This is a genomic window from Phyllobacterium sp. P5_D12 (assembly GCF_054049495.1).
Genome location: NZ_JBFUMG010000079.1, coordinates 1 through 13,188, shown reverse-complemented (window position 1 = coordinate 13,188; position 13,188 = coordinate 1). Strand labels below are relative to the sequence as shown.

Below are 13,188 nucleotides of genomic sequence, written 5' to 3'. Positions count from 1 at the left end.
GTCGAGCAATTGTCTGAGTGTGATACGTGCCATCTGGTCCTCCATTCGATAAGGTGCGTTAGAGAACGTCTTTTTCCGGATGGGTCGTGAGAGCCCCACCGTCGGCGAATTGCCATTGGCCTGCATGTAAAGGAACGCGATCAAGCCGCCTCGCGGATCGGCCGCAATTGTCCTTCAGCGTAGTATGGCTTGCTCGCCTAAGCACAAAATAGCCCATTTCGGCAAAGAATTCGATGACGTTCTCCCCCGTGTGGTGGTCACGGCCTGGACGATCCTGTCTCTATACAGCAACCATACCAAGCGTATGCTGGGCGATCATCAATTCTTCGTCCGTAGGCACCACATAGAGTGCGATCCGGCTATCGGCTTTCGAGACAAGGATTTCTCCGCTTTCGTTACGCGCAGGATCCAACTGCGCCCCCAGCCAACTAAGCTTGTTTGCGATCCGCTCGCGCATAATTGGCGAATTCTCGCCGATTCCAGCAGTGAACACGAACGCCTCAAGACCACCCAGCGCTGCAGCAAGCGCACCTGCATTGAGACTGATCCGATGGACGAAATGGTCAAGCGCTAACGCGGCGCGAGCATCGTTGCTTGCCAGAAGATCACGCACATCGTTGCTCATGCCGGACAATCCTTTAAGCCCGGACTCATTGTAGAGCATGTCCTGCAGTTCTGACGAGGTCATCCCGCCCTGTTCGATAAGATAGAGCAGAACGCCAGGATCGATCTGCCCGCATCGCGTCCCCATAGGCAACCCATCAAGGGCCGTGAATCCGAACGTGCACTCCAGGCTGTGCCCGTCCCTTAAAGCACACATCGAAGCCCCACTGCCAAGATGCGCAACGATCACGCGTCCCTTGGCAACATCCGGTGCAATCTCCCTAAGACGACCTGCCACATATTCATAAGATAACCCGTGGAAGCCGTATCGCCGTACTCCCTCCGCAAAAAAATGTGCGGGTATTGCATAGTGATCCGTTACAGGGTCATGCCCGTAATGAAACGCAGTGTCAAAGCAGGCAACCTGCGGGAGGTCTGGCAGGCGCTCCAGCAATGTCCGGATGGGAGCGAGGTTGTTGGGCTGGTGAAGCGGTGCAAGCGGTACATACCGCTCAAGATCCTCGAGTACGTGTTGATCAACGCGTACCGGACGTGCGTAGTCCGGCCCGCCATGGACGACCCGATGACCAATCGCGACAAGCCGACCCTCATGTTGTCCCCGTAACCACGTTCCGACATGATGCATGGCCGCGGCGAGGTCTGGAACATCCTCGGATGTGTAACTCCTGTCCACGACCTGCTCACCGTTTGCGTTCCTGACCGTAAAGTGAGGCGCGGTTCCAATGCCTTCCACTTGGCCCTTAACCAGCTTCACCAAGGTGGTACCGACGGCGAACACCTCGAATTTGAGGCTAGACGAGCCAGCATTGACGACGAGAATCGTGTCCATTGATCACTCCTCTTCTGTCGGCGCAGTCCGGAGACGCGGGTCGGCAAACACCATGCACATTTCTTGGCCGCAACGGACCTTTCTTAGCACATGACGCAACCAATAGGCAGCGCCACCGTGTCTTAGATGTGGCATTCATCGTGAGCGCGAACCTTGCGTCGCGACCTGCTTGATCCAAACAGGTTAGGCATTGCGCTTCGCGTGCGATAGTCGAAAACGAACGCGCGCCCCCCCGTTCCGACAACGATAGAGTCCATGTTGCCGTTGTGGTCATGGTCAGGAAAAAAAGATAAAATCAAACTCTGTGAATAGTTTCGATCCGCCAAGAACGCCGGACCTTTGCGAAGCTTTTATAAAACTCGGCACCGATCGGTTTCGAAACCGTCGTTGCTGGTCGCGGACCTAACTATGGTGGGATGAGGGTGCGCGGTCCGGTGGTCATTAGGATACTGTGACGTCCTGGACAGAAGTCGGGTATCTTGCGGGGTGAAGTCTGATCGCCAGCATACTGAATCGACCCGCTTCCCAGGGTAAGCATCCCACCGGAGCGCCAGCGCGCCCTGGTCCAGAGAATTTGGTGGGCAAGTACGAGGCTATCGGCCTTCTCGTCCGTCCCGCCGCGTCCTCACCGCCGGATGAGCGGTGTGCAACTTAATTCAATCAAAATGCCGAGGGACGTCATGGATAAACAGGAAACTCCCCTCAAGACAACAGCAGTTCGCTTTGTACGCGCGGTCAAGATCTTTATGACCTCCGAGGCCGGAATAAAAGCGAGATGGCTGCTTGTCGGCTTGGTCCTTCTGTTGTGCGGAATTAACGCACTGAATGTCGTTAACAGCTACGTTGGCAGGAATTTTATGACTGCTATTGCGGACCGAAAATCGGCGGAATTTATCCAGCAAGCGATCTTCTACATTGGGGTCTTCGCGGCCTCCACCGTCGTTGCCGTCTTTGCGCGATTCACTGAAGAGCGTTTGGCGCTGCTTTGGAGGGAGTTCCTCACCCGGCGGGCAGTCAAACTTTACCTGGCCGATGCAACCTATTTTCACCTGGGTTATTGGGGGACACTCACGCATCCCGATCAGCGGATTGCTGATGACGTGCGTGCCTTCACAATCACCACGCTCTCATTTATCCTTATGGTATTCAACAGCGCACTCACAATCCTGGCCTTTTCGGGCGTGCTATGGTCCATCAGTCCTTTGCTGTTTGTCGTGGCGGTGTTCTATGCCGCGTGCGGCTCTTATGTGACGATTACCCTCGGCCGCCCTCTCATCAAGCTGAACTATGACCAACTCGACAAGGAGGCCGGTTTCCGCTCCGGTCTAATTCACGTTAGAGAGAGAGCTGAAGCAGTCATGGTGGCGCGTTGTGAGGAGCAGCAGAATGCACGTCTATTGCAGCGCCTGGACGAGGCGATCGCAAACTTTCGCCAAGTCACGGCCATCAATCGGAACGTCGGTTTCTTTACGACAGGTTACAATTGGCTGATCCAGATCATCCCTGCCCTGATTGTCGCTCCCGCTTTCATCAGAGGCGATGCCGAATTTGGCGTCATTACCCAGTCGGCCGCAGCCTTCGCGTTGCTTGTGGGTGCGTTTTCGTTGATCGTCACGCAGTTCCAGTCAATTTCTACCTTCGCGGCAGTGGTCTCCCGCCTTAGCTCCCTTCTTCAGGCTATCGAACAGTCGCATGCACCCGGCTCGCCATTGGCCATCCAGTTTGTCGAAGACGAAGGCGCTGTTGGTTTTGAGCATCTGTTCTTGCCGTCATCGACAGACGGCGAACCTCTCATTCGGGATTTGTCGGTATCTATCGGGCTAGGAACCCGGGTGCTGATCACAGGGCCAAATCAAGCAGGGAGCGTGGCTTTGTTCAAGGCGATGGCGGGTATTCCGACCGCAGGTAGCGGCCGCATCTTCCGCCCTGACGCTGGCGGCATCCTGTTTCTCCCACAGCAACCCTATCTGATGCCAGGTACATTGCGGCAGACTCTCGTGCCTCCGGATAAGTCGGCCGACATTTCGGATGACCGAATTCTGCATCTTTTAAATGAATTCAATCTCGATGTAGGCCAAACAAGCGGGTTAGACAAAGAAAGCGACTGGGACGCGGTGCTTTCGCTGCGCGAGCAACAGCTGTTGGCCTTGATCGGTATTATTCTCGCGAGGCCTCGGTTTGTCTTCCTTGACCGGCTCGACACAACGCTCGGGGCCGACGAATTCCGCAAAATCCTTCACACGCTTTCCGAGCATTCAATCACCTATCTCAACAACGGGACGGCCCGCGGGGCTGAGGGTCTGTACGACGCGATCTTGACCTGCAACCAGAAGGGCAAATGGGCTTGGACAACGAATCCGCCTGAACACAAACTTATGTTGTGAGAGACTGGAGAGCTGTTTCAGTCACTGAACTATAAAATACATATCGAACGCGACGAAGTCGTCTAAGTCGTGTATAATTCACAGCTGCCAAGTGCACGAGGATTTGTGTACGTCGGATGACGCGTGCGCGGTAAAGCGCTTCAACGCTATTAGCGGAAGCGCAGCCAAATTTGATTGCCGGGCAAGTTTCCGGAACGTTTCACATAAAAACAAAAGCGCAGATCGAAATTGAGCCACGGGACCCGCCAACCGCCTGGGTCCTCAATGGGAGGCAACAATGGTTTCGCTTACAACTGCAAGTAGTGCTCGGGTCTCGAGTGAAGCGAGTTCAGCGGGTAAAAATCCACTCTCTGCCCAAGAACTGAAGTCAATGGATGCTTATTGGCGCGCCTCGAACTATCTGTCGGTGGGCCAGATCTATCTTCTCGACAATCCGCTGCTGAAAGAGCCGTTAAAGCGCGAGCACATCAAACCACGGCTGCTCGGACACTGGGGCACGTCGCCAGGTTTGAACATGCTCTACGTCCATCTGAATCGCGTGATCAAACGTGATGATCTCGACATGATCTATGTTATTGGACCCGGACACGGCGGACCTTCGCTTGTTGCACACGCTTATCTCGAAGGGACGTACAGCGAGTTCTATCCCAATATCAGCCAGGACACTGAAGGCATGAGGAGGCTGTTCAAGCAGTTCAGCTTCCCCGGCGGCATCCCCAGCCACGTAGCCCCGGAAACACCTGGCAGCATACATGAGGGCGGCGAATTGGGCTATGCCCTCAGCCACGCCTACGGGGCGGCGTTCGACAACCCGGACTTGATTGTCGCGTGCATTGTGGGCGATGGGGAGGCCGAGACAGGGCCACTTGCGACCGGCTGGCACGGCAACAAATTCCTGAACCCCGCGCGCGACGGATGCGTACTGCCAATCCTCCACCTGAATGGCTACAAGATCGCCAATCCATGCTTCCTTGCTCGCATTCCCAAGAGCGAATTGCAGAAATACTTCGAGGGAATGGGTTACGCGCCCTATTTCGTCGAAGGCAATGATCCGGAGGGTGTGCACCAGCAGCTGGCCGGTGCGTTGGATACGGCCGTGACGGAAATCAAGAGAATTTGGAAGAATGCCCGCGCCAAGGGCGACCTGAAACGTCCTGCCTGGCCGATGATTGTCTTCCGCACGCCGAAGGGTTGGACCTGCCCAGCCGAGATAGATGGGAAGAAGTGCGAGGACTACTGGCGCGCGCATCAGGTCCCCATGGGAGACATGGACAAGCCCGAACATATCAAAATTCTCCAGAAATGGATGCAGAGTTACCGGCCCGAGGAACTGTTCGACAAAAACGGGCAGTTCAAACCTGAACTGGCAGAGCTTGCTCCGCTGGGACATCGTCGCATGAGCGACAACCCGCAGACCAATGGCGGTCTGCTGTTGCGCGACCTGAGAATGCCCGACTTCCGGGACTATGCCGTATCCGTTCCCGCGCCAGGGCGGACCATAACCGAGTCTGCGCGGGTGATGGGCAAGTTCCTCCGGGATGTCATGAAAATGAACATGCGCAGCAAGAACTTCCGCCTGTTCAGTCCAGATGAGAACAACTCAAATCGATGGCAGGATGTACTGGAGGTCACCGATCGCTGCTACATGGCAGAGATTTATCCGGAGGACGATCACCTGTCACCGGACGGCCGCGTGATGGAGGTACTCAGCGAGCATCAATGCCAAGGCTGGCTTGAGGGCTATCTGCTTACCGGCCGGCATGGATTTTTCTCCTGTTATGAAGCCTTCATCCACATTATCGATTCGATGTTCAACCAGCATGCCAAGTGGCTGAAAGTGTGCAACCATATTCCGTGGCGGCGGCCAATCGCCTCGCTCAACTACTTCCTGAGCTCACACGTCTGGCGGCAGGACCACAATGGTTTCAGCCACCAAGACCCAGGATTCCTCGATCATGTGGCCAACAAAAAGGCAGAGGTCATTCGCATCTATTTGCCGCCGGACGCCAATACGCTTCTATCGGTCACCGATCACTGCTTGCGCAGCCGCAACTATGTCAACGTCGTGGTGGCCGGCAAGCAGCCCGCACCGCAGTGGCTGACAATGGATCAAGCTGTCAAGCACTGCGATGCGGGCGTGGGTATCTGGGAATGGGCAAGCAACGACAAGGGCGCTGAGCCCGACGTGGTGATGGCTTGTTGCGGCGATGTACCAACTCTTGAGACCTTGGCCGCAGTCGAGCTGATCCGGGAGCACATTCCGGAATTGAAAGTCCGCGTCATCAACGTCGTGAACCTCATGAAGCTCCAGCCGCAGAAGGAGCATCCGCACGGATTGTCGGATGCCGATTTTGACGCCCTGTTCACCAAGAACAAGCCAATAATATTCGCCTTCCACGGCTATCCATGGCTGATCCACCGACTCACCTACCGCCGGACGAACCATAATAATCTGCACGTCCGCGGCTACAAGGAAGAAGGAACGACGACGACGCCGTTCGACATGGCGGTCTTGAACGAAATCGACCGCTTCCATCTGGTCGAAGACGTTATTGACAGGCTCCCGCAATTGGGCGCTCGCGCTGCCTATTTCAAACAGGCAATTCACGAGATGCTGGTCGAACACAGGCAATATATTGAGAGATACGGCGACGACATGCCCGCAATAAGCGGCTGGAAATGGGGCTCGAAAGGTGGAAAGGGCAAGTCGACCCGGACCTCGACGGAAGGAGACAACGCCTGAGCTAGCCGCAACCCAGTCAAATGGAGGTTCCTGTGTCAGCGAGTGAGCCCGAGACGGTACGACACGATGTAATTCCGGATCTGGCGGAAACGAACTCCGACGTCGCCTTGCTGTCCAACGGCCGTTACAGTGTCTTCACCACGGCAGCGGGCGCAGGCTACGGGAGCTGGCAGGGCATTGACGTTACGCGGTGGCAAGCGGACTTCACGCGCGATTGCTGGGGGCAGTTTTGCTACGTTCGGGATCTGGCTGACAACAGCCTGTGGTCGATCGGAAAGCAACCGATCGTTGAGCCGGGCATAATCCGGGAACACGCCTTTCACGGAGACAGGGCGGAATTCCGCTGCCATTCAGGCGACATCGAGACTTTCTGGAAAGTCTGTGTCGCAGGAGATGTCGACGCCGAGGTTCGCTTACTGACGATGATCAATCATGGCGCAAGGGAGCGAACCCTTGAATTGACAAGCTATGCTGAAGTCTGCCTCAACAATCGTCGTGCAGACCAGGCACACCCCGCGTTCACCAAACTATTTGTCGAAACGACGTACGACCGCACGACTGGTGCTTTATTTGCACGCCGCAGGCCACGCGATGTGAACGAGAAACCGACTTGGGCAATCCATGTATCGTCATCGAGCCAGCAAACCGACCAAGAGCTCGAGTACGAGACTGACCGGCTCCGATTCCTCGGCCGAGGACGCACTGCGGCCAATCCTGCAATATTTGACGCCCGTACATCGCTTTCCCGGACGACCGGCCCTGTCCTCGATCCGATCGTCTCCCTACGACGGACAGTCCGTGTTGGTCCAGGTGCGGAAGCGCACGTCGCCTTTGTGACGGGGGCCGCGGACAACCAGTCGGCCATCCAGGCAATCGCCGAGCAATACTCGAAGTTCGGTGCGGTCGAGCAAGCGTTCTGCGGATCATTGGAGAGATACAAGCGCGAGCTCGATGAATTCAGGCTCACACCCGGCGACGTTTCGGTGTCCAACTTATTGGCCGGATATATGGCGGTTGGTAATCCCAGCCAGCGGCAGGAGGTGGCGCACCCACAAGCACGATTTGACCCAAATGTGCTCTGGGCTCAAGGCATCTCCGGCGACTTGCCAATCGCGTTGGCGAGTGTCGATGCAAAACGAGATGAAGCTCTCATTCGCCAAGTGGTGGCGGCCCACGACTTCTGCCGGCGCAGAGGCTTGGTATTCGACCTCGTCCTGTTTGATGAGGGCGGTGGTACCAGGGAACTGGCGCAGACTTTTTTCTCGCCGCTGCAAACGGAATTGACCGGCAAGTCTGGAGGGATTTTCGTTGTCTCCGGCAGCGGTACTGCAGGGAACGACCTGGCGACAATTACCGGTGCCGCGCGCCTCGTTCTAATGGGCAACGGCGGGTCTCTTGCTGACCAGCTCCCTCGAGTACCTTCACCTGCTTCGTTACCTCCAGGGGAGTTCGCCGCTCGAATGAGTGACGCTACCGCTGGCCCGTCACCCGCCTCGCCAGAGAATTTGCATTATTGGAATGAATTCGGGGGCTTTTCCGATGGTGGGCGCGAGTATGTTATAACGGTAGGGAGGTTCAAATCGGGATCCACGACCTTACCGCCGGCGCCGTGGACAAACGTCCTCGCGAACCCCAGCTTCGGCTGCCTGACGACCGAGGCCGGCCTTGGCTATACGTGGTCGGGCAACTGCCAGATGAACCGGCTTACACCATGGTCGAATGACCCTGTTTCGGATCAGCCGGGAGAAGTCGTTTACCTGCGGGACGAGAAAACAGGAGAAATTTGGACACCGACCCCTCTGCCGATAGGACCTTCCGCGCCAGTGTCCGTCCGTCACGGTCAGGGTTATACGCGCTACGCCAGTCAGAGCCGACATCTGAAACAGGAGATGACAGTCTTCGTTCCACCTCAGGACACGATCAAGATCATCAGCCTGAGACTTCATAACCTGGACTCCCGAAGCCGCCAGATAACGGCAACCTATTACGCCGAATGGGTACTGGGAACCCAACGTGAAAAGGCTGCAATGCAAGTGGTGTGCGACCACGATGTCGATTCAGGTGCCATCATCGCGACAAACCCCTGGTCAGGCGATTTCGCTGGAAAGATCGCCTTCGCGGCCGCCAGTCCGGCGGCGAGGTCAACGACATCCGACCGCACAGAGTTTCTTGGCAAGTACGGTTCCGTATCACGTCCTGCCGCCTTGCAACGAGCTGATCTGGCGGAACGCTTTGGTCCATCGGTCGATCTGTGTGCCGCTCTAAAAGTCGATATCGCCTTACCTGCGGGCGAAACCAGAGAGGTTATCTTTGTTCTCGGGCAGGCCGACAGCCTGGATGAAGTCCGGAGACTTGTGCGTGAATACGCCGACCCCGACCATGCGGGTGAGAGCCTTGCAGCAGTATCCAGGGATTGGGACAACGTTCTGGACACGGTACAAATCACGACGCCGGATATCGGCATGAATTTGATGATGAATAGATGGCTGTTGTACCAGGTACTTGCGTGCCGGGTATGGGCCCGCACATCAAACTACCAGTCCGGCGGGGCATACGGTTTTCGCGACCAGCTTCAGGATGTGATGGCACTTATCCATAGCGCACCCGGTGAAAGCCGCTCACAAATCTTGCGCTCGGCAGCACGCCAATTTGAAGAGGGCGACGTTCAGCACTGGTGGCACCCCCCATCCGGAGTTGGAGTGCGTACCCGGATCACCGACGACCTTTATTTCCTTCCCTATGTTGTTCATCACTACGTCTCGACGACAGGCGATGTTGGCCTGCTTGATGAGGTGGTCCCCTTCCTCAAATCAGCGGTTCTTAAGGACGACCAGGAGGAAGACTTCAACACACCAGCCATCAGTGAGCAAACGGCCACGATTTACGAACACTGCGTCCGCGCGCTGAAGCACGGTTATCGACTTGGGAGCCATCAGCTCCCCCTGATGGGGACCGGGGACTGGAACGACGGAATGAACAAAGTCGGTGCTGAAGGCAAAGGGGAAAGCGTCTGGAACGGATGGTTCTTTTTGTCGGTCTTGAGATCGTTCGCGACAATCTCGAAGTCTCGTGGGGACAAGTACCGTGCCAAGTGGTGTCGTGATCGAGCCGAGGCATTGCGCGTGGCTCTCGAGTCTAACGCCTGGGATGGTGCATGGTATCGCCGGGCATATTTTGACGACGGCACGCCGCTTGGTTCGGCCATGAACGATGAATGCCAGATCGATGCCCTCCCGCAAGCCTGGGCTGTCATTTCGGGCGCTGCCGATGCCGGGCGCGCGGCGCAGGGGTTGAGAGCGGTCCACGACCGGCTCGTTCTCAAAGAGGACAAGTTAATCAAACTGTTCGATCCCCCTTTTGATAAAGGGGTGCTCCAGCCAGGCTACATCAAGGGCTATGTTCCGGGCATTCGTGAGAATGGTGGGCAATATACGCACGCCGCAACCTGGGTCGTCTGGGCCACCGCGTTACAGGGTGACGGTGATTTAGCCTTGACCCTTTGGAACTTCATCAATCCGATTTGCCACGGAACGACGAGAGATCTGGTTGAGCGCTACAAGGTAGAGCCATATGTCGTCTGTGCAGACATATATGGCGCTCCTCCCCACACAGGCCGAGGCGGGTGGTCGTGGTATACCGGCTCTGCCAGCTGGCTTTATCGTGTTGCCATGGAGGCAATCCTCGGTTTGCGCCGGGAAGGTAGATTTTTGCGGTTTGAGCCCTGCGTTCCCACGAGTTGGCCCACCTATGAGATCACATATAAGCATGGTTCGGCTACCTACCGCATCCATTTCGACAATGCCAAAGGGATCGGCCGAGGCGTCCGGTCGGTGAGGCTGGATGGCGAACCCGTCACAAACAAAAGGGTCCCGCTTGTTGAAGATAGTCACACGCACGACGTCCAAGTTACGATCGGTTAGTGATCATGATCGAGCTCCCCTCTACCGATGTTGATCTCGATCACCTGCCGATGGTCAGTGACCTCGGCCGGCTGCAGTTCACCACCCTGCTCTATTACCTTCACTGCACAAATCCGGACAACGGCCTGGTTCGYGACAAAACGGAACCGAACACGCCGGCAAGTATCGCCGCCATCGGCATGGCACTGGCGACCATTCCGGTCGTTGTCGAACGGGGCATAATAATACGCGAATACGCCGCAAAGATCACCCGCAAGCGACTGCGTTACCTGATGTCATGTCCGCAAGGACCAGAACCAGACTCATCCGGTTACAAAGGCTTTTTCTATCATTTTCTGGATATGGAGACAGGACGCCGTGTGTGGCAGTGCGAGTTGTCGACGATCGACACGGCCTTTTTGTTCGCGGGAGCTTTGACTGTCGCCACCTATTTTGATCGTGACACCCCCGATGAGGCGGAAATCCGTCAGCTCGCAATGGACCTTTACGAGCGTGCCGACTGGAACTGGGCCCGAAACGGCCGCGCAACGTTGACGCACGGTTGGCGTCCGGAAAGCGGTTTCATTCCCCATCGGTGGCGGGGATACGACGAGGGCCTGCTGCTTTACATCATAGGCCTCGGCTCACCAACGTATCCATTGCCGCCCGAAAGCTTTGCGGCATACACTGACACTTACCAATGGAGAAATATCTATGGCCGGGAGCTGCTTTATTCCGGGCCACTGTTCACGCATCAGCTATCCCATATGTGGATAGACTTTCGCAACATTCAGGACGAGTTTATGCGCGAACATGATAGCGACTATTTCAAAAATAGTCGGCATGCAACCTTTGTCCAGCAGCAGTATGCGATTCACAATCCGATGCAATATGCCGGCTATGGAGAGCATTGTTGGGGATTTACCGCCTGCGACGGGCCCGGCTGGGGCACTAGCAGGATAGACGGGGTCGAGCGGGAGTTCTTCGACTACAACGCCCGCGGAGCTCCTTTCGGCCCGGATGATGGCACGGTCGCGCCGTGGGTCGTCGTGGCATCACTGCCGTTTGTGCCAGAGATCGTCGTTCCGACCATCCGTAATTTTGGCCGCATGAACATTGGCATGAAACGGCTCTACGGTTTCAAACCGTCATTCAACCCGACTTATGCGGTCAACGACAATCCAACGGGATGGTGGGTAAGTCCACATCACTTTGGCATCGACCAGGGGCCAGTGGTATTGATGATCGAAAATTACCGCAGTGGGCTGCTCTGGAACATCATGCGTCGATGCAAGCCGGTCGTGACCGGATTGCGCCGGGCAGGGTTTTCGGGGGGGTGGCTGTAAGCCGCCCCCGGTGAGGTGCAAAGAATCGACATTAGACTGAAGCACGAAGCTTTGACCGGCCCCTCTCCTCAGATGGACGCCGCTACTTCTTCTGAGCGGCTTGACAAGCGCGCAATGCCTTGAACGCAGCGTCGGTACCGGTGAGGTCAATCACTAATGTTTGACGCCCTTTCGCGGTGATCGTCAGCTTTTTCTTCTTGGCAAGATTGTAGATGAAATCAAGATCGTTGAAGGGAACGGATGCACCGTCGAATCCCACCATCTCCTGGCCGGTTGCAACGCCCGTGAACTTCTCACCATCGACGTCGAATACTACCGAGAGCTGTTCACCTGCGGTAATCTTTTCGGGCTTCTTGGAGTAAAGCGCCAGATAGCCGCGCAGATTTGCGGTTGCATTGATACCGATCTCCACCTGTGCGCCATCGTCGGGATTCTGCCGGGCGATAAGGCAGCCAGGGCCCATCTTCTCATTCACAAATATGTCCCAACCGGCAGCCTTGCCAAATTTCTTGAACATTTCCTGGGCCTCACATGGAACGGTAAGGACAGCAACTGCCAGGGCAGTCCGAACTAATAAATGCATGATCTCCTCCTGTGTTCTGCTTTCAATGAAAAAACACGACGATGTGTGCGACGCATCAAAATCTCTAAGATGTTTATGCGCGTCACAAGAATTCAAATCGCCGAGAGCGTTCTTCCCGACATCAGGACCAAAACCAACGGAACCCGAGCTTGTGGGTAGCGGCACCGTTTGATCGTTAGTATTTTCGGCCAGTGAAATCCTGCGGTGGGCAATTAACAAGTACGTTACAGTAACGATGCGGGAAGTGGTGRGTTCGCAGCGGCCTCTTAAGAGTCCGCCGAACTAGTCGCGCCGCTCGGCCAGCCGGCAGCGACTATTACGTGCAGAATGCAACCATAACCCGACGCGAGATCTTCATCGAGATGATCGCAGGCCCGCTCGCCTTGAGGCCCGGCCACTCTCCAGCGTCGCCCTGCCCACGGTTGTGCCTCTCTTTCAGCATAGGACGGGAAGCGTCGAGCCCCACTGATCTACCCCGCGGGAACTTCAGGCACGCCGGACAGTTTAGCTTCATCGGAGAGTTTCGCCGATTCTCCGAGGAGGCTCGGAGGCAAGAGGGCCACGCACTTGAGTGCCTAGCTTCGCCTATTGGCTCGCGTTAAACGATCGCGGAAGAGGCCATGGGACAGGCTTGGATTAAGAACGCCTGATAATGAGGTGATGCCATGAGAGAACGCAAGGAGTCTTATGTTCCGTATCATACCCGATACGAAATAAAGCCGCCCAAGGAGGACGGCCCCTATCTTCGGCGCGGCGCTGAATGTGCGGACGCGATAGAGG

6 protein-coding genes are annotated in these 13,188 nt (G+C 56.2%); 4 read left to right on the top strand and 2 right to left on the bottom strand.

The annotated features are described in order from the left end of the window. Window positions 1–280: 280 nt before the first annotated feature. Window positions 281–1,453 (bottom strand): acetate/propionate family kinase, encoded by a 1,173-nt coding sequence (locus ACXJ5O_RS08085; RefSeq protein ID WP_457299437.1) that lies wholly within the window; start codon window positions 1,451–1,453, stop codon window positions 281–283. Between the two features lie 680 nt (window positions 1,454–2,133). Here ACXJ5O_RS08085 and ACXJ5O_RS08080 point away from each other — a divergent pair. From ACXJ5O_RS08080 to ACXJ5O_RS08065, 4 genes are all read left to right on the top strand, one after another. Then, a complete protein-coding gene (locus ACXJ5O_RS08080; RefSeq protein ID WP_457299436.1) occupies window positions 2,134–3,837 on the top strand; it encodes an ABC transporter ATP-binding protein/permease in 1,704 nt (567 codons plus the stop codon). 277 nt (window positions 3,838–4,114) lie between these two features. After that, window positions 4,115–6,580 (top strand): phosphoketolase family protein, encoded by a 2,466-nt coding sequence (locus ACXJ5O_RS08075; RefSeq protein ID WP_457299435.1) that lies wholly within the window; start codon window positions 4,115–4,117, stop codon window positions 6,578–6,580. A gap of 32 nt (window positions 6,581–6,612) precedes the next feature. Next, window positions 6,613–10,500 (top strand): GH36-type glycosyl hydrolase domain-containing protein, encoded by a 3,888-nt coding sequence (locus ACXJ5O_RS08070; protein WP_457299434.1) that lies wholly within the window; start codon window positions 6,613–6,615, stop codon window positions 10,498–10,500. Window positions 10,501–10,505: 5 nt separating this feature from the next. Beyond that, the gene (locus ACXJ5O_RS08065; protein WP_457299433.1) at window positions 10,506–11,825 is read left to right on the top strand and encodes a glucoamylase family protein; all 1,320 of its coding nucleotides are present in this window, start codon (window positions 10,506–10,508) and stop codon (window positions 11,823–11,825) included. An 82-nt stretch (window positions 11,826–11,907) separates the two neighbouring features. Here ACXJ5O_RS08065 and ACXJ5O_RS08060 read toward each other — a convergent pair whose 3' ends face one another. Next, a complete protein-coding gene (locus tag ACXJ5O_RS08060; RefSeq protein WP_457299432.1) occupies window positions 11,908–12,408 on the bottom strand; it encodes a hypothetical protein in 501 nt (166 codons plus the stop codon). Window positions 12,409–13,188: the final 780 nt, after the last annotated feature.

Excerpts from the sequence above, each read along its gene's own strand:
- ACXJ5O_RS08075 (WP_457299435.1), top strand. The coding sequence starts at position 4,115 with ATGGTTTCGCTTACAACTGCAAGTAGTGCTCGGGTCTCGAGTGAAGCG.
- ACXJ5O_RS08085 (WP_457299437.1), bottom strand. The coding sequence starts at position 1,453 with ATGGACACGATTCTCGTCGTCAATGCTGGCTCGTCTAGCCTCAAATTC.
- ACXJ5O_RS08060 (WP_457299432.1), bottom strand. The coding sequence starts at position 12,408 with ATGCATTTATTAGTTCGGACTGCCCTGGCAGTTGCTGTCCTTACCGTT.
- ACXJ5O_RS08080 (WP_457299436.1), top strand. The coding sequence starts at position 2,134 with ATGGATAAACAGGAAACTCCCCTCAAGACAACAGCAGTTCGCTTTGTA.